This window comes from Nonomuraea sp. NPDC050227, assembly GCF_044459705.1.
GTDB lineage: Bacteria > Actinomycetota > Actinomycetes > Streptosporangiales > Streptosporangiaceae > Nonomuraea.
The window spans coordinates 1,003,150-1,021,992 of the sequence record NZ_JBITJF010000002.1 but is presented as its reverse complement, the minus strand read 5'-3'; the positions used below and the strand labels follow the sequence as shown (position 1 = coordinate 1,021,992).

At 70.9% G+C, this 18,843-nt stretch carries 19 protein-coding genes and 1 pseudogene; 12 read left to right on the top strand and 8 right to left on the bottom strand.

Annotation, left to right across the window (positions count from 1 at the left end; all coding sequences use genetic code 11):
• Positions 1 to 439 precede the first annotated feature (439 nt).
• The 5 genes from ACIBK9_RS12145 (at position 440) to ACIBK9_RS12125 (ending at position 5,438) form a co-directional block, all read left to right on the top strand.
• Entirely contained in the window at positions 440 to 1,351 is a 912-nt protein-coding gene (locus ACIBK9_RS12145; protein ID WP_397157451.1) for a LysR family transcriptional regulator, read from the top strand.
• 64 nt (positions 1,352 to 1,415) lie between these two features.
• The gene (locus tag ACIBK9_RS12140; RefSeq protein ID WP_397157449.1) at positions 1,416 to 2,303 is read left to right on the top strand and encodes an alpha/beta fold hydrolase; all 888 of its coding nucleotides are present in this window, start codon (positions 1,416 to 1,418) and stop codon (positions 2,301 to 2,303) included.
• The gene (locus ACIBK9_RS12135) at positions 2,300 to 3,124 is read left to right on the top strand and encodes an LLM class flavin-dependent oxidoreductase (protein ID WP_397157447.1); all 825 of its coding nucleotides are present in this window, start codon (positions 2,300 to 2,302) and stop codon (positions 3,122 to 3,124) included. Before ACIBK9_RS12140 ends, ACIBK9_RS12135 begins: the two co-directional genes overlap by 4 nt.
• Before the next feature lie 154 nt (positions 3,125 to 3,278).
• Positions 3,279 to 3,797, top strand: a complete 519-nt coding sequence (locus tag ACIBK9_RS12130; RefSeq protein ID WP_397157587.1) for an aldo/keto reductase — start codon at positions 3,279 to 3,281, stop codon at positions 3,795 to 3,797.
• A gap of 210 nt (positions 3,798 to 4,007) precedes the next feature.
• Positions 4,008 to 5,438 carry a glycosyl hydrolase family 28-related protein gene (locus tag ACIBK9_RS12125; RefSeq protein ID WP_397157445.1) on the top strand — a complete coding sequence of 477 codons (1,431 nt, stop codon included), beginning with the start codon at positions 4,008 to 4,010 and terminating at the stop codon, positions 5,436 to 5,438.
• A gap of 11 nt (positions 5,439 to 5,449) precedes the next feature.
• Here ACIBK9_RS12125 and ACIBK9_RS12120 read toward each other — a convergent pair whose 3' ends face one another.
• Positions 5,450 to 5,605 carry a hypothetical protein gene (locus tag ACIBK9_RS12120; protein WP_397157443.1) on the bottom strand — a complete coding sequence of 52 codons (156 nt, stop codon included), beginning with the start codon at positions 5,603 to 5,605 and terminating at the stop codon, positions 5,450 to 5,452.
• A 95-nt stretch (positions 5,606 to 5,700) separates the two neighbouring features.
• Between ACIBK9_RS12120 and ACIBK9_RS12115 the strand changes: the two genes are divergently transcribed.
• The 4 genes and pseudogenes from ACIBK9_RS12115 to ACIBK9_RS12100 all read left to right on the top strand — a co-directional run.
• Complete coding sequence (locus tag ACIBK9_RS12115; protein WP_397157441.1) at positions 5,701 to 5,844, top strand: hypothetical protein; 144 nt, start codon at positions 5,701 to 5,703, stop codon at positions 5,842 to 5,844.
• 88 nt (positions 5,845 to 5,932) lie between these two features.
• Positions 5,933 to 6,073 (top strand): hypothetical protein, encoded by a 141-nt coding sequence (locus ACIBK9_RS12110; protein WP_397157439.1) that lies wholly within the window; start codon positions 5,933 to 5,935, stop codon positions 6,071 to 6,073.
• A gap of 81 nt (positions 6,074 to 6,154) precedes the next feature.
• Entirely contained in the window at positions 6,155 to 7,054 is a 900-nt protein-coding gene (locus ACIBK9_RS12105) for a serine hydrolase domain-containing protein (protein ID WP_397157437.1), read from the top strand.
• Positions 7,055 to 7,233: 179 nt separating this feature from the next.
• Positions 7,234 to 7,392 (top strand): annotated as a pseudogene (locus tag ACIBK9_RS12100) (hypothetical protein); the annotation flags it as partial.
• A gap of 210 nt (positions 7,393 to 7,602) precedes the next feature.
• Here the strand turns inward: ACIBK9_RS12100 and ACIBK9_RS12095 are convergent.
• Positions 7,603 to 8,019 (bottom strand): hypothetical protein, encoded by a 417-nt coding sequence (locus tag ACIBK9_RS12095; protein WP_397157435.1) that lies wholly within the window; start codon positions 8,017 to 8,019, stop codon positions 7,603 to 7,605.
• Positions 8,020 to 8,376: 357 nt separating this feature from the next.
• Positions 8,377 to 8,667, bottom strand: coding sequence for a hypothetical protein (locus ACIBK9_RS12090; RefSeq protein ID WP_397157433.1), 291 nt, complete (start codon positions 8,665 to 8,667; stop codon positions 8,377 to 8,379).
• Between the two features lie 264 nt (positions 8,668 to 8,931).
• On the opposite strand from ACIBK9_RS12090, the gene ACIBK9_RS12085 reads away from it, so the two are divergent.
• Positions 8,932 to 9,081: a hypothetical protein gene (locus ACIBK9_RS12085; protein WP_397157431.1), complete on the top strand. Its 150-nt coding sequence runs from the start codon at positions 8,932 to 8,934 to the stop codon at positions 9,079 to 9,081.
• A gap of 81 nt (positions 9,082 to 9,162) precedes the next feature.
• Here the strand turns inward: ACIBK9_RS12085 and ACIBK9_RS12080 are convergent, their stop codons facing one another.
• The 4 genes from ACIBK9_RS12080 to ACIBK9_RS12065 form a co-directional block, all read right to left on the bottom strand.
• Positions 9,163 to 10,920 carry a hypothetical protein gene (locus ACIBK9_RS12080; RefSeq protein WP_397157429.1) on the bottom strand — a complete coding sequence of 586 codons (1,758 nt, stop codon included), beginning with the start codon at positions 10,918 to 10,920 and terminating at the stop codon, positions 9,163 to 9,165.
• Positions 10,921 to 12,139: 1,219 nt separating this feature from the next.
• On the bottom strand, positions 12,140 to 14,296 hold the full coding sequence (locus ACIBK9_RS12075; RefSeq protein WP_397157427.1) for a hypothetical protein: 2,157 nt from the start codon (positions 14,294 to 14,296) through the stop codon (positions 12,140 to 12,142).
• Positions 14,297 to 14,616: 320 nt separating this feature from the next.
• Complete coding sequence (locus ACIBK9_RS12070; RefSeq protein ID WP_397157425.1) at positions 14,617 to 15,348, bottom strand: macro domain-containing protein; 732 nt, start codon at positions 15,346 to 15,348, stop codon at positions 14,617 to 14,619.
• A 160-nt stretch (positions 15,349 to 15,508) separates the two neighbouring features.
• Entirely contained in the window at positions 15,509 to 16,036 is a 528-nt protein-coding gene (locus ACIBK9_RS12065) for a class F sortase (RefSeq protein WP_397157423.1), read from the bottom strand.
• On the opposite strand from ACIBK9_RS12065, the gene ACIBK9_RS12060 reads away from it, so the two are divergent.
• A complete protein-coding gene (locus tag ACIBK9_RS12060; protein ID WP_397157421.1) occupies positions 16,017 to 16,592 on the top strand; it encodes a sensor histidine kinase in 576 nt (191 codons plus the stop codon). The two genes, ACIBK9_RS12065 and ACIBK9_RS12060, sit on opposite strands and share 20 nt — an antisense overlap.
• Positions 16,593 to 17,363: 771 nt before the next feature.
• On the opposite strand, the gene ACIBK9_RS12055 is transcribed toward ACIBK9_RS12060, so the two are convergent.
• Positions 17,364 to 18,317, bottom strand: a complete 954-nt coding sequence (locus ACIBK9_RS12055; RefSeq protein ID WP_397157419.1) for a cyclase family protein — start codon at positions 18,315 to 18,317, stop codon at positions 17,364 to 17,366.
• A gap of 178 nt (positions 18,318 to 18,495) precedes the next feature.
• On the opposite strand from ACIBK9_RS12055, the gene ACIBK9_RS12050 reads away from it, so the two are divergent.
• Complete coding sequence (locus tag ACIBK9_RS12050; protein WP_397157417.1) at positions 18,496 to 18,699, top strand: hypothetical protein; 204 nt, start codon at positions 18,496 to 18,498, stop codon at positions 18,697 to 18,699.
• The last annotated feature ends 144 nt before the right edge of the window (positions 18,700 to 18,843 follow it).

Below are 18,843 nucleotides of genomic sequence, written 5' to 3'. Positions count from 1 at the left end.
TCGGCCGGCGGCGTATCGGTGGAACCGAGCATGGCCGTGATCGCTTCGTGGCGGGTGTGCAGATGCCGGTGGTGGATGCGAGCGTGATGCGCGATCTTGTTGCGCAGCGCACGCGGGAAGTCAGTCTGCGGTGACGTGTAGCTCGTGCAGCGCTTCCTCGGCGCCCGCGGGACGTCTCGGCCGTGTGGCGGCCGGCCGACGGCCATGCCATGGAGCGGCCCAAGGGCCTGGCCGCGCGGACGCGTCCGTCCCTGCCTGAAATTTCCGGAAGAAGCAGTGGATTAAAGGTCGCAATTCCACGGGCGGGCAAAAGCGACGGCGGGGTCGCGCTGGGCCGCGGCCCAGCCGGAGGCGCAGAGGCGCCGGCAGCAGCGCGCATTCATCAACAGGAGCGATTGTTTTGTTCGAATCAATCGCCTTTGACGATACTCTGGCGGTCATGGCTGACGTCGAACTGCGCCACCTGAGGACGATGGCCGCCATCGCCGAGGAGGGGACGTTCGGCCGGGCGGCGGTTCGCCTCGGCTACACCCAGTCGTCGGTGAGCCAGCAGATCGCCGCGCTGGAGAAGGCCGTCGGCGGGGCCGTCTTCGACCGGCCGGGAGGTCCCAGGCCGGTGCGCGCCACTCCTCTCGGCGAGCTGGTGCTGGCCCACGGGCGTGATCTGCTCGCGAGGTCGGAGGCGCTGGCCGACGCCGTCGATCGGTTCAAGGCGGGTCACGGCCGGATCGACATCGGCACCTTCCAGGGCGCGACCCGGCTGATCCTGCCGGCAGTGGTGCGCGGGTTGCTGAGCGAGCACCCCGGCTGCGACATCAGGCTGTCGGAAGTGGAACCGGAGAACCCGAACATCGCAGATCTCGACCTGTTGTTCCACTACGACCGCATCGACGGCGACGTCGAACACGTCGAGCTGCTGGACGAGCCGCACCTCCTGGTGGCCGCCGCGGGCGCGTTCCCCGACGGTCCGGTACCGGTCGAGCTGCTCGACGACACTCCCATGGTCGCCTGGCCGCCCACCGTCCACCAAAGATGGCTGGAACGGGAGCTCGCCGGCGCGGGCGCCCGGCCGCGGATCGTGTTCCGCACGGCCGGCCACGAAACCGTCGTCTCGATGGTGCGGGTGGGCCTGGGCTCAGCGGTGTTGCCCTGGCTCGCCCTCCTGGGGTCGGACGTCTGGTCCGACGACCGGCTCCGCATCCATCGGCTGGAACCGCCGCCTGCCTGCACGTGGTACCTGTGCCGGCCGGCCGGGCGCACCCGGTCGCCGCTGGCGGCCCGGGCCATCGACCTCGCCGTCGCAGCCGCCGCTGAGCTGGCCGGCCAGATGGAACACGGTATATCGCTGTAGGCGATCGACTCGATCGAAAATCATAGCTTTTCGCGATGGGGTGGCCAGGCTTAGCGTGCCGGACATGAACGCCAATCAAGATCACCCTGAGCGGCTCCTCGACGTCAACGGCATAAAGCTCTGCGTCCAGACGTTCGGCGACCCGGCCGCGCCCGCCCTGCTGCTCATCGGCGGCGCCGAGGCGTCGATGGACTGGTGGGACGAGGAGTTCTGCGAGCGCCTGGCCGCCGGCGGCCGGCACGTCATCCGGTACGACACCCGGGACACCGGCCGCTCCACGACCTTCCCGCCCGGCGCGCCGCCGTACGGAAACGACGCCCTGTTCGACGACGCCGTCGGCCTGCTCGACGAACTCGGCATCGCGGCCGCCCACATCGTCGGCGTCTCCATGGGCGGCGGAATCGCCCAGCGCCTGGCCGTGCGCCACCCCGGCCGGGTCGCCTCCCTGACGCTCATCGCCACCAGCCCGGGCGGACCCGGCGGCCCCGACCGCCATGACCTGCCGCCGATGAGCGCCGAACTGGCGGAGCGGTTCGCCGAGGGCGGCGACCAGACGCCCGACTGGTCCGACCGCGAGGCCGTCATCGCGTACTACACCGACGGCGAGCGCACCTTCGCGGGCACCGTTCCCGTCGACGAGGAGCGGATGCGCCGCGTCGCCGGCCGCGTCTGGGACCGCAGCCCGTCCCCTGCCTCGGCGCAGAACCACTGGCAGCTCGACGGCGGCGAGCCCGTCCGCGCCCGTCTCGGTGAGATCACGGCGCCCACGCTGGTGTTGCACGGCACCGCGGACCCGCTGCTCCCGTACGGGCACGGCGAGGCGCTGGCACGGGAGATCCCGGGAGCCCGGCTGGTCCCGCTCGAGGGCATGGGGCATCAGATGCCGCCGCCGGAGCTCTGGGACGTCGTGATCGCAGAGATCCTTTCGGTCTCCGGCGGAGAGCGCCCGTGAACCTGCTGCGATCGGCACTCTGGCTGCCGCTCTTCGACGAGCTCGCCGACCCGCGGGCGGTGGCGAACCTGGCCGCCGACGCGGAGGAGGCCGGGTGGGACGGCTGCTTCGTGTGGGATCACCTGTCCTGGCGGGCGCCGGTCCAGCAGGTCGCCGACTCGTGGATCACGCTCGCGGCGATCGCGACCGTCACCGAACGGCTGCGGCTCGGTCCGATGGTGGCGACGCTCGCCCGCCGGCGGCCGGCCAAAGTGGCGCGGGAGACCGCGACACTGGACCAGCTGAGCGACGGCCGTCTCACCCTGGGCGTCGGACTCGGCAGCGATCGGTTCGGCGGCGAGCTGTCCAGGACCGGCGAGCAGCTCGACGACCGGCAGCGGGGGCGGATGCTCGACGAGTCCTTGGCCATCCTGGCCGCCGCGTGGTCCGGAGAGCCGGTGCGCCACCGCGGCGAGCACTACACCGTCGACGACATCACGTTCCTGCCGCAGCCGGTTCAGCGGCCGGGCGTGCCGGTATGGGCCGCCGGATTCCCCGGCAACGTCAAGCCGATCCGCCGGGCCGCCCGGCTCGACGGCTTCTTCCCGATCAACCTGGAACACCCGGACCAGCTCGCCGAGGTCGCCGGCGCCCTCACCGAGCTGCGACACGGCGACATGGCCTCGTACGACATCGCCGTCAGCCTGCCCGCCGGCGTCGACCCGCTGCCGTACGCCGCCGCCGGCGCGACCTGGTGGCTGACGGAGTTCGACCCGGGTGTACGGCTCGACACGGTACGCGGCGTACTTCGCGACGGCCCGGCGAACCCGGGCGGCGTCTGAGCCGCTTCACCGGTGTTCCTGATCTCCGACGAGCCGTCCTGCATCGGATGAACAGGAGAAACGTCGTGAACGGCGAGATGCATCAGGATCGGATGCCCCGGCGGTTGAGGCCCGCGGTCTGGAGGTGGGCGCGGTCGGGCTCGGCTGCGTGGGGATGACGTGGGCGTACGGCGACTCCCCGGACGCCGAGGACCCCGTACCGTCAACGGACGGGCGCTGGACCGGGCGTGCACTTCGCGCGGACCACCGAGAACGGCGCCCCCGCCCTGCCTGTGCCGGACGGAAGGCCGAGTGTCTGCGCGCGGCCGTCGACGCCTCGCTCCGGCGGCTGGGCGTGGACCATGTCGACCTGTACTATCCGCGCCGTCCGGATCCCGAGGTGCCGGTCGAGGAGAGCGCCGGCGCCCTGGCCGAGATGGTGGCCGCAGGCAAGGCGCTGGCCGTCGGGGTCCAGGAGTTCAGCGTGGAACGGCTCGACCGGGCGCAGACCGTCCACCCGATCAAGGCCGTGCAGTCGGAGTTGTCCCTGTGGACGAGAGACCACCTGTCCACGTCGCTGGAGTGGCGCGCGCGCCACGACGCCGCCTTCGTCGCCTACTCCCCGCTCGGCCGCGGTTTCCTGACCGCGGCCGCTTCCATGGCTGATCGTTCTTGGTGTGGCCGCCACGCCTGAACACCCTCACTGGACCCAACGGCACGCGGCGCGACCGGGACCCGGTCGCGATGATCGTCGCTCGTGCGGCCCGTCGTGACACGCCACCCCGGCGGCGGCCGCGTATGGCAAGATCACCTTGCTGAACGGGCGGACGCGGCAACCATGTCGCGGCCGGCGTCGGGGGAAACCGGAGGAAGTCGGGCGATGCGGGCAAGCAACGCAGGGCGGATGCGTAAGGCGCTGGTCGCGGGCGTGATCGTCGTGTCGGGGTTCGGTGCCGAGCCGGCCATGGCAGGTGCCGCTCCTGCGGTGCCGGAGTCGGTGGCCGCGGACCCGGCCTGCTCGGGTGGCGTGCTGAACGCCGTCGCCGACGCCGGTGCGAAGGGCGACGGGCAGGCCGACGACACCGCGAGCATGCGGCAGGCGATCACCGCCGCGTACGCCTCGGGACGCTGCCTCTACCTGCCGGGCGGCCTCTACCGCATCACCGGCGGCCTCGACTGGAGCAAGCCCGCCTCCATCCTCGGCGACCCCGACACCCCCGCCATCCTGCGCGGCACAACCAACGCGGCCCTCGCCGACACCACCTACGCCAACCGCTGGGACCGTACGCCCGTACTGGACAACGTGGTGTTCGACGGGCTGCGCTTGGACGTCAACAGCCCCTACAAGACCGGGCCGATCATCCGGCGCAGCGTGTTCGTCAACCGCATGGGCGACGGGGAGACGCCCACCGGGGGCGACGAGCAGCAGACGAGCTCGGCCCAGGTCGCCGTGGCTCTCACCAACGTGGTCGGCGCCAAGGTTCAGGACTCGGTCTTCCTGTCGGACCGGCAGGTGGACGGCGGCGCCCCGCTGTTCACCTACCGCACCCGCGACCTGACGATCAGCGGCAACGTCCTGGGCGCCGACCTGTCCTCGACGGCGTGGCTGAGCACCTGGGCCGGCGGACGCTCCTGGTCCCAGGCCCCGGCCGCGCGCCTCGCCGAGGTACGCCGCCGTACCGGCCTGCCCGCCGCCCTCGGCCACATCCAGCGCGGCATCAGCATCAAGGGCGACATCGACGCGACCGTCTCGGGCAACATCGTCAACCGTGACCCGCGCAGCCGCGCCAAGAGCGATCACGGCGTGTACGCCTGGGGCTTCGACGGCCTGCGGATCACCGGCAACTGGCTGCGCGGCTGGCCCCAGGACGCCAGGGGCGGGCTCAAGGTGCGCAACGGCACCGGCGCGACCATCGCCGGCAACCTCCTGTACGGCACCGCGCTACTGCTCTACACCTACGACGTGACCAACGCCCCCAAGGTCTTCCAGGACGTCGTCGTCTGCGGCAACGTCTACGACGTCAGCACGGTCACGCCCGCCGCCGACCACAGCGGGATCATGTACTGGCGCAACTTCTCCGGCACCGGGGCCGAGCGGGCGATCGCCGTCTTCGGCAACCGCTTTCTCGACCCGCTCGCCGGGACCCCGGGCCGCCCCGACGTCTCCCAGGTCGCCGGGGACGCGGCGGCCTTCACCGCGTCCGACAACACCTACGCCGACGGCCGCGCCGTGCCGGTCGTGGGCATGCGCAACGCCGCCCCCACCGCCGACCAGCGCGCCCGCTGCGCCGGCAGCACCGTCCCGGAGCTCTCCATCCCCGGTTACCAGGGGTAGGAGCCACCCGATCAGCTCTTCGCGCCCGATGTCTGGAACCGATGGAAGCAGTGAGCTGAAGCGTGCTGCGGGGCGCCGAGCCGGATGCGGGTGTCGTGGTGGTGCAGCGCGATGGTGCCGTCCGGCTCCCGGGTGACGGTCTCGATGGCGGCGTCGGGCAGCAGCACGAGCCGCTCACCCCGTCGCCGAGGTCGGAGCGCGCACCGATCGGCTCGGGCAGTGTCGGCCTGGTGGCGGCCTGGGCTCCTCCAGCCGGGCCGCGGTGACGGCCGCCGCCGGCATCTCCGACGCGGCGGACTCACCGGTGCCCGGCATCCCCGTGACCAAGATCATCGCCATCGGGCGAGGCTACCGAACCGATCCTGTCTCGGTCGGCTCCATGTCGTCCACGGTGGCGATCTGCTGACCTCCGGCCATGGGTCTTCCCGCGCGGGACCACCGAGGAGGTCCTGGGCGACTCCGCGCTCCGGGCCGACATGGGCGACCCTCTGGCCTTGGCCAAGGTCCTGAAGGAGTTGCAAGGCGATCCGGGGATCTCGAACGACCTGCGCGAGGCCGGCCGGCGCAACGCCGCGCACTTCCCGCCGTCAGCCACCGCAGTCGCGCTGGCCAAGCTCGACAACGACATCGCCTGACACGCTCCCGGTACACCTGCGGCCCCCCAGACTCCTCACTACGCTGATCACAACGCACTCGCCCGGACCAGGGAATCAACCATGGCAGACACCCACGGATCGATCATCCGGCTCCTGGAAACCGGGGTGCGAGAGCAGGTGTACCCCGGCGCGGTCTGGGCGATCGGCGACGCGGACACCGTACTCGACAGCGGCGCCCACGGAGCGATGGCCCCGGGCCAGGCGGCGATGCGCCTCGACACGGTTTTCGATGTCGCCAGCCTCACCAAGATCCTTGCCGTATGGGCGGTCATCGGCACCCTGTGGCACGATCAGCAACTCTCGCTGGACGACCCTGTGGCCACCTTTTGGCCTGAGGCCGCCGGATATCCGCTCGGCCAGGTCACCGCCCGCCAGCTCCTCACCCACACCGCCGGCGTCCCGCTGCGGGCCAACCTGCGGGCCTACGGCACCGACCCCCAGGTCATCCGCGAAGGTGTCCTCCACGAGGAGCTGCACCGCCCACCCGGCCAGGCCGTCGAGTACACCGGGGGCCGGTGCGCGCCGACCGAGTTCGACCCTGACACCGAAGCCCACCTCCAGGGCGTTGCTCACGATTATTCCGCTCGCCTGCTGGGCGGCGTGTGCGGCATCGCCGGCGTCTTCTCTGTCGTGCAGGACCTGGCCGCGTTCCTGCGCAACCTCCTGCACCCAGGTCCGGATCCGGCCCATGTCGGGTTCGGCCCCACCTGGGTCGCCGAGTCGCTGTGCGTCAACACCGGCGCTCTCACGCCGGCGCGCGGCCTCTTCTGGCATCCCGCACCCGGCACCAGCCCGCAGGACGACGTCCACGTCCACTACGGATTCACCGGAACGGCCATGTGGGTGTCACCGGGACTGAACCGATGGGCAGTCCTGCTCACCAACAAGCTCTACTTCACCCGCGACCGCGACCCGCTCATGGCCATCCGTGACACCTTCCGCCAGCATGTCTTTGGCTGACTCCCTGCGCTCGAGGTCCTGATGTAGCCGTTCGGCGGTGTGGGTGGCGCTGGACAGGACCGGTGCTCAGCTCGTCGAGCTCGCGCTCACGGTCGGCCAGTGTGACGAACACCGGGGGACCGATCGCTCACGTGGCCCCTTCGATCTCGCCGAGCCATCCTTTGCGTTCAGCCTCGGCGATGCGGCGCCTTTGGCTCACCCGTCCTTGGCCGCACGCCGGTTGGCCTCGACCATCTCCTCGAACGAGCCGTACAGAGCAGGCCGGCCGGGGCGGGGAGCCGGTCCTGATCACCGCCAGCAGCCACGGCGACCAGGTGGAGATCCGGGTGATCGACCGCGGTCCCGGCATCCCGCCCGACGCGTACGACCGTGTCTTCCAGCACTTCCAGCGGCTCGGCAACCGACAACCACTCCGGCGTCGGGCTCGGGGTCGCCCTGCCGCGCGGGCCGGCCGAGGCCATGAGCGGCCCCCTCCCCCGAGGAGACCCTGGGGGAGGGCTGAGCATGCCCCTCACGCTGCCCGTCGCGGGGCGGCTCGGTCGTCCGGCCTAACCCGCCGGGCGGGTGGGCGGCGGGCCGAACAGGGTCGCGCTGTCGACGGTGGCGACGGCGCCCGAGCCCGTGCGCTTGGGTTTGCCGTCGGCGCCGATGAGCGGCAGCCGGTCCGGGAGCCCGCCCGGGTCGAACCCGCCCTCGCCGTTGATCCAGGACGGGCGCGGCGGCTGCGCCGGTGGCGTCTTGGCCTGGAGGCCGTACTTGGAGGTGAGCCAGACGTTGCCCGAGGGCAGGTAGCCGCCGTACCACGAGCCGTTCCAGGCGTAACCGAAGCCGAGCGAGGCGTACCAGGCGGTGCCGCAGGGGGCGGGGTTGGAGCCGTAGCCGTCCCACATGTACCAGTCGGCGTGGCTGGTCTCGTCGGGCGCGTGTAGTGGAAGCCGGAGTCCATGCCCGAGCAGGTGCCCCACTCCTGCCGGTCGAAGTTGTAGACGAGCACGATCAGCCGTACCGCGAGGTAGCCGGCGGGCAGCGGCCACTGGCGGCCGCACGGGATGGTGCCGTTCGGTGCCCAGGTGTCCACCCAGGTCGACTTGTACGAGCCGGCGTCGATGCTGCTGAAGTCACGCACCTCGGCGTGGACGCTGACACACAGGAAGTTGGAGCGGTAGACGTAGTCCTCGTTACTGGCCCGGCCGTCCTCGGCGCGCGCCGGGGCGACCGAGGTGATCAGCACCAGGACGGTCGCGGCGACGGCGCACAGGGTGCGGCGGGCCCGCCGGCCTGTCGTGCCAGGCGTCCGGGGGTGACTTCGCATGATGTTCTCCTCAGCGGTGTGCGGGGGTCGTGGTGACCACGACGCCGGCCGGGAGCGGCCGTTGCGAACGGAGGAGCGACGAGGGCGGCGTGGAGGGCGGGGCGAACATGTCCCGGACCGGCACGTGCCCGGCGAGCGTCCTGCCGGAGGGGGAGGACGGCGCGGAGTCGTACACGGGGATCTGGCTGGGGGCGGCGGCCAGGTCGACGCTGCCGTCAGGGCGCACCCAGTCGGGCGGCGCCGGGCGCTCCTGCTCCGCGGACCCGCGGGCCGCGTAGAGCTGACCCGAGCAGAACCACACGCCCGGGACGCGCGGTCAGGGCCGGTCTCACCGTCGATCTGCCTGCTCCCGCACCGCGGTGGTCTCGGCACGGGCCTCGGTGGCGGCCTGGCGTTCCTGTTCGGCGCACTGATCGGCCGCCTCGGTGCGGATTTTCTCCATGCTCGGCTACCGGTTCGCGCCCCGCGTCGCCGACTTGGGCGACCAGCGGTTCTGCCGCGCCGACCTGCCGACGGCAGCACCCAGGCGGGCAGTGCCGCCCACGCGGCGGTCTGGGCCCCCGACGTGGCATCGGCCCTGCTGCCCAACCCGGCGACCGGCACCGCCACGATGGCCAATGCCGTCAACGCCCAGAGCGAGATCACCGGGTGGGCCGAGGCTCCCGACGGCTCGCGGCGCGCCCTCGTGCGGCGGCCCGCGCCCGGGAGCTCCTGAGCCCCCGGCGGCCGGCGCGGCCGAGCTCAGGGAGCTCTCGGGATCGGCTTCAGCGGGCGCGGATCCGGTCGGTGGCGATCGTCATTGCAGGAGCTGGGCGGCGTTGATCTTCACCTCGTAGACGTCGCGGTACGGGCTCGATCCGCCGCCCACGGGCCACAGGTAGGGGAGCGGCTGGGTCAGGTCGAAGGAGATGGGCGGGTTGGTCGGCTGGATGGTGTCGACCGGATAGATGGTCCACCGCGGCGTCTGGTCCGGCGTCCCCGTGCCCGGGGTGGGCTGTGTGCTGGGCTGTGAGCTGGGTTGGGGCGCCGGATGGAAGGGCGGCGGGTCGATGTTGACGTAGGTCATGGTCGAACGCGGGCCCACGTTGGGGGTGCTGGTGCCGCCGCCTCCTCCGCCGCCGCCGGTGCCGCCGGTCGACCCGCCGCTCTGGGTGGCCTTGGCGGGCAGATAGTGACGGTCGCTGTGGTCGGGGTCGCACGGCTGCGCCGCCCTGGCCGGTGGAGGCGCCCCGTCGGACGCCTTGAGCCGCAGCCCGAGCTCACCGGCGATCATCAGGGCGTAGTGGCCCGCCAGTGCCTTCTGCCCCTCCTGGTTGGGATGTCCTGTCTGCTGCATCTGGTTGAGGCCGTCCCCAGCCGCGGCCAGTCTCCAGTTGACGTTGCGGATGTAGGGGGTCTTGGTCCCCAGCTCGTGGCCGGCGAAGGCGTTCTCGAGGTCCAGCACGTCGGCGGCGATCCCGTGGTCGGCCAGGACCTGCTGCGCCTTCTTGACGGAGGCGGTCAGCTGGGGAGCCAGCTGCGCGGCGCTGGTCCAGGCATAAGGCCACATGTTCGTCAGCCAGCCCATGAGGCCGCCCGGGTGCAGGCCGACCTTGACGGGTTGCGGATAGTTGACCATCATCACCCTGGTCCTGCCGTTGGAGGCGGCGTGCATCGCCCGAACCAGCTGCACCAGCCTGGCCGACAAGGTGGCGGGCTGCGTCAGCGGGCGGACGAATGGGGGGCGCGGCGGCTGCGAGTCGTCCCATTCCTGCTGCGAGGTGCGGGTGGTGTCGAGCAGTGGCCGGATGCGCGCCTCGATGTTGCTGATGTCGACGGGATCGTCGAGCACGGCCTTCAGCATGGGTCCGAACTCGACGTCGTTGCCGCCGAAGCCGGAGATCACCAGGTCGGTGGCCTCGTCCACTCCCTGGTTCTGGGGCGGATTGACGCGGGAGTGATCGTTCTGGCCCACGAAGAAGTGCTCGCTGGCGGCGCCGGAGGAGGCGTTGAACCGCACGTCGAAGAAGACCTCCGGGTTGGCCCGGCGCAGCAGGTCGATGGCCTGCAGAACCGCCGCGTTCGCCGAACGGTGACGGAAGTCCTCGGTGTAGTCGTCCTCGGTGTGCCCTGCCGCTGGATAGGTCTCCCCTCCCAGCCCTCCCGGCTCGCGGGGTTCGGGAAGGAAGCCGCGCCTGTTGTAGTAGTCTCCCGCCCCCTCTCCTGACATGTACGAATCGCCCATGATGACGATCTTCACGATCCTCTGTCCCGGCCGGGGGACGCCCTGGCGGAACTGGACGGGCTTGTCCTCCCCCCAGAACAGCGGCCCGCCCGGCCCGGTGCCGGTCGGCGGGCAGGTGTCGGTCGGCGCGTACCGCTGAGCCAGGTACCTCAGACCGCCGACGGTGGGGAGGTTCGCCAGCGATTCGGCGTCGTAGTCGTCGAGCAGCGGGACGTCGGTGATGGGAGCGGCGTTCGCGGGCGTGAAGCCGGAGCTCGCGATCAGGGCGATGGCGAGGGCTCCCGCGGTGAGGGTGCGGGGGAGGGGCCGCCGTAAGGATCTGCGCGTCATGCCGTCAACTATGAGCACCCCTCAGGTGGCCTGCCTCCTGCTGAGGAACGAGCCCGCTTCTCCGCCAACTGGCCGCTCACCCTCCTGCGACAGGCCGCGCCCACATCTCGTGGGCGTACCGGCAAAATGCCTGCAGGAGTTCCTGGCCGAGCTCCCAGCCGCTTCCAGCTGAAGAGGCCGTGGCACCACGAGTACCTCGTCCTGGGCGGGGCCTTCCTCCGCCGGAGTCGATCCCGTCGGGCGCCCTCCAGCGAGAAGACCTGGGGCGAGGCCCGCTCTGAGGACGAGGGGGCGCTTCGAGCGGCGGGCTTACGGCTGGGACCGCCATCCGGGCGACCTCGTGGTGACCATGAGATTGTGATCGACAGGCCCGATGGTTCCCCCTCGCGAAGAGTTACTCGGCACTGGAGGACTGGGCGTACGGACAGTCGGTTGTGGCGACGCGTAGCGCGAACCTCGAAGATCGCAACGAAGAGTGCCGCGAGGGCAATGACTGCTGCAGCCAGAGCAATGACTGCTTCTGCGCCCACAGCACTCCTTGGACTGAGAAGTCATCAACATGGCGTCTGATCCCTGAATCGCTGAGCAGGGGGACGGAAAGAAGCGGTCGCGCTGTGCGCCCTTCGGTGAAAGGCGGAGCCACGCCGTTGGCGAACGGCAGCTTTGGCGACTCTCAGTCGTGCAGCAAGTGGGCGCCAGCCCCGAAAAGGGGCGACGTACGAGGGCAGCGGGGTGATGTCCGAGCAGCTCGATGGCGGTACTCAGGACGCTCAGGATGAGGCGGCACGGGGGCCGGACGGTGCAACACCGGTCCTCAGCACCTCGCAGTTTCGACCCGCTGGGCTGCGCCTGCTCGGGCGCGGACCGGCATCGGCGCGACCACGTCCTCCATGTCGTGGCGAGCGCGGCCGACAGCTTTCCGTAGCCGCGTCTCCAGGCCACGGGCGCTGGGCAACAGCTCGCGGGCTAGCCCGACGTGCTGCCCAGCCGCCAGGCGAAGGCGTTGGCACCGGCGCCGAAGGCGTCGGGGGCGTCGGGGGCGTGAGGAAGGCCCGAGGGCTAGATCAGCCAGCTGGCCCCTTGTGGGGCCCACACTGGTCCCAGTGAGAAGGAAGCCCTCGGATGGCCTCACACCTTGTATTGCGAGGAAGGCGGAAAGGCTAGAGAACTTTTCGAAGTGAGAAGGAAGCCCTTCCATAGCCTCGCGATCATCACCCTATCAGCCGGGGATCAGCTCGTGCAGAGTCGCCGGTGTGTACACCCGGGCACCGGGCGGCAGGTCGGCCGGCGCATGCAGCCCGATGTAGGTGGTGTGATCCCCCGTCTGGGGCTTGGCCCGCAGGAGGTCGACCAGGTGGCGTACGCGCAGGTGGTCGCGTTCCACGATGGAGCGCACCAGCAGAGCGGTGGTCACGCGGTTGCCCTCCACCTGGTTGAACCCCGGGTGGCCCTTGAGGTAGAGATGCAGCCACTTCACCCGCCAGCCGCCGTCGTCACCACGCAGGAAGGCCAGCGGCAACGCGACGCGGCCCGCGCCGCGCAGGTCGGACTTCATCCGTACCGTGCGTGGCTCGAACGGCAGGCCCTGCTGGTCGGCGTCCCTGGACATGTAGCCGAAGAACGCCTCCGTGGCCTCGTCGAAGGCCTCGCCGGCGAAGATGTTGACCTGCGGGATGATGATCGGCTTGGTCGCCTGGGCGAGGCGGATGTCGATGAACTCGCTCGCGCCGTCGGGAGCCTGGGTGAGGTCGCCGGAGTATTGGGCGAAGTCGTTGCCGTAGTTCGTCCACGAGATGTGCTCGGGCGCGCCGTAGGAAGCGTCCAGCATCAACGCGGACAGGTCGTAGTCGGTACGCTGCTCGGCCTGCCGCCAGTAGACGAAGAAGCGCAGCAGTTCACCGTCCACGCGCGTGAGCGAGCCGCGCGGCAGCATGCCGAGCCCAGGAGTGACGGCCTTGGCGGACAACGGCAGGGCGACGTCGAGCATCTCGGGGTCGACGATCAGTCGGCCGGGGTCGGGCAGCCGGCGGATGATCTCCTCGTCCAGGATGGCCGCGGCCCGCGTCACGACGTCGCCGGCCAGCGGTGGCCGCTGGTCGCCGGTCGCCCAGGCCCGGCCGTTCCGGTTGACGAACACGCGACCGGGCGCGGGGATGAGCCGGTTGGTCAAGTGCTCGCGCAGCGACAGCAGGACTCGCCCCGACGCGCTCGCCGCGGCCTTCTCGGCAGCTTCCAGCACGGGCTCCAGCACGGATGCCGGTGCGGTCGCCGCGGTGCCGGTGCGCAGCAAGTGGTCCAGGCGGCGCAGCAGCGCGCCCGGCGCGTTGCGCAGCAGGTCGACGGCTTCGCCGGTACGTCCCTGCGCCAGGGCCGCCTCCACCCGGCTGTCGAGACTGCTCACGCGGCGTGCGCCTCGCGCGGCTTCAAAGACGTGCGCGGCGTGCGGGAGCTGCGGGTATTCGTGGGGGTGCAGCCGTTCGCCGAGCCGCTTCCACTGCTCCCGGCGGGAAGGCACGTCGCCGAGCTTGGCGGGGGAGGCGACCGCGTCCAGGGCCTGCAGCAGGGCGCGGCGCTCGGCGCGGCGGAAGGAGCGGAACCTGGTCGGGGCGGCCAGCGTGACGTCGCCGCCGGAGGCGGCGCAGGCGAGTCGGAGCACGTCGGTGACCGTGTCGACGAGCAACGGACGGCCGTCTGCCAGGCGGGCCTCGTTGATGACGGCACGGTTCTCGCGTACCGGGATGGTGTCAGGTACGGCGGCGCAGGAGGCAGCCAGGATGCGCAGCGCGGCCAGGTCCTCGGCCGACAGCGGCACCGTCGAGCCCGCCAGCGACAAGTAGAGCTCGCGCGTCTCCGACTCCAGGCTGCCGCCAAGGTCCAGGACGGTCACCCGGTCGCCGGCCAGCGGGATCAGCTCGGCGTGTGCGGCCAGCAGGTCGGCGTAGGTGTGCTGGTAGCGGCCATAGCCGGGCAGCGCCAGCAGGTTCAGTGCGGACGGTCTCGACGAGCGCCGGAGCCGTTCCACGGCGGCGGGGTCGAGCATGGCCTCGCGCAGCAGAGCGGCCCAGAACTCCAGCGTGTCCGGCACGTTCTTGGGAAAGTCGAGGAAGTAGGCGTTGTGCTCGACATGGTCGCCGACCAGCGTGCGCACGGCAGCCAGGATCCGGACGCCGAGATCGATGACGGTTTCACCGCGCAGCTCTGACAGGCGTTCCAGCAACGGCGCCGAGCAGGTGAAGCCGACACTCAGCAGCGCGACGTCGAGCTGACGCGCGGCGACCTGTCCCCACTGCTGCGGGGCCTGCCCGGAGCCGGCGGGCACGCTGCCGATGGGAACTCGCAGACGGCGGGAAATGACGAGCTTTTCCAGATCCTCCACATCGGCACCATAGTGGTGATGCGTGCCGGTCCACCGCTGCTTTTCTCCCACGGCGATCATGCGCGAACCCTGCCGGGACAGGACGGCGGCCTGAACAGGCGGGTGAGACGACGACCAAGGACGCCTCCACGCACAGGCGTCAGCGGCGGGCGTCAAAGCCACACGCCCGGTCACCCAACGCTGCCCCAGGTCCGACAGGCGCCGGCGTGCGTCCCGAGGGGAGTTAGCGGTGAGCGCGGCGCTGAAGCCTGCGCCTGCCGGCTGTTGATCGGACTATCGCACTGCGCCGAGTGGGTGAACGTCACATGGGGTGAACGTTTTCAGGCGTCGACGAGCTCTGCGTGCCGGAGCCGGGTGAGGGCGACGCTGACGTCGGCCTGCCGGAACAGGCGGCGTTTGCGCTCGTTCCAGTCGGCAATCCGGCTGGTCATGGCCGGGACGTCGGTGGTGCCCCCGGGGCGGGTGGCCAGGTAGTGGACGGTCGCCAGGAGCTCCATGCCTTCGGGGTACTCGAATCCGACGATGGCGCGCTGAACGGTGTCCCCTGCCTGGTTGAACGCAACGTCGTCGGCGGTGGATCGGGTGACCTTCTGCATGGTGTCGGCCGAGAACGGACCGTACAGGTGCGGGTCGAAGCGCAGGTTCAGGTCGAGGCCACTGCTTCGCAGCAGGTAGCTGACCTTGTGCGCTTCCAGGAGCGACAGCCGTGGCGTGTGGGTGACACCGGCGTCGAAGGCCGCGGTGACATAGCGGGCAAGACCGGCGATCAGGTGCAAGAGCGGCGTGGTCAGAGCGGGCGGCACCGTCCGGGTGATCATGTCACGGGCGGCGGGCGTGCCGGGATGGTACAGCCGGATGTCGATGTCCAGGGGAGCGAGTTTCTCGATGATGAGGGGCCGGACGACCGACCATTGCAGTCCGCCGTTGCCGCAGCCCAGCGGAGGCACCGCGACGCTGGTGATGTTCAGCTCCACCAGGAGGCGCGCCAGGTCGTCGAGGCCGTCGCGGATGTCGTCCAGGCGGGAGGACTGGCGCCAGTGCTCACGCGGCACGCCGTCGCGGGCCGCCCATCGTGACGGCCGACCCGGCCCCGCTGCGGGCATTGCGGCCCGAAGCGGAGATCGATCAGATTCCCTAGCCCCTTAAGGACTGGGTCGCCGAGCGCGCTCACTGTGACGACTGGCGGCGGCCCCCCGTGGCTCGTTGTGGCACTCAAGTGCTGGTCTGCTGGAGACTCGCGTACACGATCACATTGTCGGCGTAGCTGCGGGCCTGGTGGTCGAAGGCCCCGCCGCAGGTGATGTTGCGCAACTCCGCATTCCGGGTCGCGCCGTAGACCTTGGCGGTCGGGAACGAGGTCTTGGCGACCTTCTCGACTCGCTCGACGAGGAACCTCTCGCTGGTGCCGTCCGAATGCGTGATGGTGATCAGGGTCTGCGGTCGGAGCTCTCGCAGGCGGGCGAAAACAGCCGGTCCGGTACGCGTGTCCACGTGTCCGAGCAGGACGGCCGGGCCGACCTGGCCCGGGGCGGGGCCCAAGCCGTACCAGCCGACCAGGTTCGTCTCCTCCAACGGAGGCGGCTCGATCACTCCGGCGGCGTCCAGGCCGACCTGGGTGATCGGTGCGGACACGCCGATCGCCTCGATGTCCAGGTGTGTGGGCGGCGCGACGGGCTCGGCCGTGGCGGCTGGAGCAGGCCGCCCGACAGGCGGTGCGGGGATGGAGACGTACAGCGGCATCGGTGGCACGCACATGCAGCGCGTCCTGGATGGGCTGCTGCTGCTGGCGCGCAGCCAGGCCGGGCCCGGAGCGCGCCAACGGGTCGACCTGGCAGCTATCACGGCTGCCACCCTCGACGCCGCCGCAGCGCGGGCAGCAGCCGCCGACCTCGCCGTACAACCCCGGCTCCGGCCGGCACCGGTCAGCGGCGAACCGGTCCTGCTGGAACGGATGATCGGCAACCTGGCCGACAACGCCATCCGCTACAACCGGGCCGGCGGGCACCTGGCCATCGATACCAGTACGGCGGGTGGGCGCGCCGTCCTGCGCATCTCCAACACCGGACGGCACATCCCGCCCGACGAGACGCAGACACTGCTGGAACCGTTCGTGCACGGGCAGGGAACCCGCGTCCGTACCGACGGCCCGGGGCTAGGGCTGGGACTGTCGATCGTGCGCGCGGTCACACTCGCCCACCGGGGACGGATCGCGGTCACCGCCCGGACCAGCGGCGGCCTCGACGTCACCGTCGACCTCCCACAGAGCCCGGTGGCGCCGGCAGATCGGCGGACATGATGACGCGATGTGGTCGCCGCCCGTATCCAGGAGTCCACCATGCGCGCAGCAAACCCAGGGACGCCTTCTAAACTCGTCCATGCAGTTCGGCATGGTGATCGATGGTCATGGGCAAGTCCCTGGGATCCGAGCTGCCGAAATCATCGCGTCAGTGAGGGACGGCGATCCGAAGGTGACGCGGACACGATCGGCGAGAGCAAGGACGGAGCCGAGAAGCTCGGCCTCATCTACAGGAACTGAGCCGCTGGTAGAACCCGCGCTCCTGGCACTGGCACCCGACGGTTGTGCAGAGGACTGTGCAGATCCGTGCCTACGACTTCGGAAATCGACAATGCCATAATTGATCTTGTCCGTTGCTGAGGACTTCCGGACACGAAGATCACCATCACCCGGCGTCACCCACCAGGTGATCCACCTCCGAAACAGCGATCAGAGGCGAGCTGCGGCCGAACGGGAACGCACGCTAACGACCTCACACGGGTCCCCTCCGGCACCCATCCCGACCTGCGGGAAGCCGCTTACCGTACGAAACGGTTCCGTTGCAGGTCCACCCCCGAGCTCAGGAAGCCGGCCACGCCGATCCCGACGACGGCGGTCAGGCCGCCCGCTCCGACGGCGACCCCGCCTCCCGAGCGCGCCCAGTAAGCCGGCGGCCTGGCCGCTCTGCCCGTGCAGGGCGTCGGCCCTGACGCGGCCGGCACCTCAAGCGGGGCTCGCCGTTCCCGCTCGGGGCCGTTCGCCACGTGACGTGCTTCGCCTCGTGAACGTCGGTCAGAACGTGGCGATCGGGTTGACCGGGCTGCCGGACGTGCCGGCGAAGCGGACCGGCGCGACCGCGAGGTGGAAGTCCCACTGGCCGAGCTCGGCGGCCGTCGCCCAGCACGCCTCCAGGTCGCAGTTGTCGACCAGCCACAACCCCATGGCCACGAGGCCGACGGCGTGCACCGGCATCAGCACGTCCTCGTACCCCGACGGCTGAACGTCCTGGGGGGTGTCGGCGGCGATCAACGCGACCTGCCGTTCGTGCAGCCACGGCAGGCAGGACGCGTGCCAGCCGGCCTGCCGGAAACCGCCCGGCTCACCGGCCTCGCGGCGGGCGCGGCCGTAACCGGTGCGCAGCAGCACGGCGTCACCGGGCCGCACCCGCACGCCCTGGCGCCGCTCGGCCTCCTCCAGGTCGCCGGGGACGACGCCCTCCCCCGGCTCCAGCCACGGCACGCCGCGCGCGCCGGCGACGTCGAGCAGCACACCACGCGTGACGATCCCGTTCGCCGCCGCCGTGACGGCCGCCCACGACGAGCCCGTCTCGGCGTCGACCAGCGAGTGGGGCCGCCCGTTGTACATGGTGCCGTCCCAGAAGATGTGGCACGGCGAGTCGAGGTGGGTGAGGCTGTTGCCGTGGAAGGTGAGGCCGAGCCGCTCGGAGGAGAACCCCCAGCGCCGGTCCTTGTGGAAGGCGACCGGCATGTTCTCGGCGCCCGGCATGTCGGCGCTGCGCGGGCAGGCCGTCGTCGACCGCTCCATGTCCTTGGGTACGGCGACCTCCCACGCGCACGACACGCTTCTGCCGTGGCGCACCGCCCGCGCCGCGGCCAGCCGGACGTCGTCGGTGATGTGGTTGAGGGTGCCGAGCTCGTCGTCGTCGCCCCAGCGGCCCCAGTTCGACAGCGTGTCGAAGTATCCGAGCACGTCGTCCTGCGTGGGCATCGGTCGGCCTGCCGTCATCGCGCCATCGGCTCCTCGGGTCCACGCGGCCCGAGGCGCCGGAGGCGGGGTGTCCCGCCTTCTCCTTCGGCCTGCCAAAGGCCCGCTGACCCGGGATGCTACTGGATCATCCACGGACGCGCCGCCCCCGCCGGATCCGTGTTCTCGCCGTGATCCACGACCGGAATGATCTCCCGGCATGAAGAAGTACGTGATCTCCGGCGTGGTCGCCGGATTCGTCCTGGTGCCGTCCGTGCCGGCGCTGGCCGCGCCCAACGATCCGCTGGCCGCGCTGCGCGCGCAGCTGCGCGAGGGCAGGGGCGTGACCGTCCAGCACTCGATAAGGGGTGGGCCCCCTACGACGAGGCCGGAGGGGGATAGGCGCAGCCGCAAGGAGTCGTGAGCCGCCGCCATCCGGGCGGCTGAGGAGGAGAGTCTCTAGGCCAGGGGCTCACGTCGCGACGGCGCCCTATCGGGCCCGCCGCTCCGGCTTCGTGGCCAGGACACCGAGGGCCTCTTTCTCCGGGCCGTAGATGCGGCGGATGTT

Excerpts from the sequence above, each read along its gene's own strand:
- ACIBK9_RS12145 (WP_397157451.1), top strand. The coding sequence starts at position 440 with ATGGCTGACGTCGAACTGCGCCACCTGAGGACGATGGCCGCCATCGCC.
- ACIBK9_RS12140 (WP_397157449.1), top strand. The coding sequence starts at position 1,416 with ATGAACGCCAATCAAGATCACCCTGAGCGGCTCCTCGACGTCAACGGC.
- ACIBK9_RS12130 (WP_397157587.1), top strand. The coding sequence starts at position 3,279 with ATGACGTGGGCGTACGGCGACTCCCCGGACGCCGAGGACCCCGTACCG.
- ACIBK9_RS12125 (WP_397157445.1), top strand. The coding sequence starts at position 4,008 with ATGCGTAAGGCGCTGGTCGCGGGCGTGATCGTCGTGTCGGGGTTCGGT.
- ACIBK9_RS12105 (WP_397157437.1), top strand. The coding sequence starts at position 6,155 with ATGGCAGACACCCACGGATCGATCATCCGGCTCCTGGAAACCGGGGTG.
- ACIBK9_RS12080 (WP_397157429.1), bottom strand. The coding sequence starts at position 10,920 with ATGACGCGCAGATCCTTACGGCGGCCCCTCCCCCGCACCCTCACCGCG.
- ACIBK9_RS12060 (WP_397157421.1), top strand. The coding sequence starts at position 16,017 with ATGGAGACGTACAGCGGCATCGGTGGCACGCACATGCAGCGCGTCCTG.
- ACIBK9_RS12065 (WP_397157423.1), bottom strand. The coding sequence starts at position 16,036 with ATGCCGCTGTACGTCTCCATCCCCGCACCGCCTGTCGGGCGGCCTGCT.
- ACIBK9_RS12055 (WP_397157419.1), bottom strand. The coding sequence starts at position 18,317 with ATGACGGCAGGCCGACCGATGCCCACGCAGGACGACGTGCTCGGATAC.
- ACIBK9_RS12050 (WP_397157417.1), top strand. The coding sequence starts at position 18,496 with ATGAAGAAGTACGTGATCTCCGGCGTGGTCGCCGGATTCGTCCTGGTG.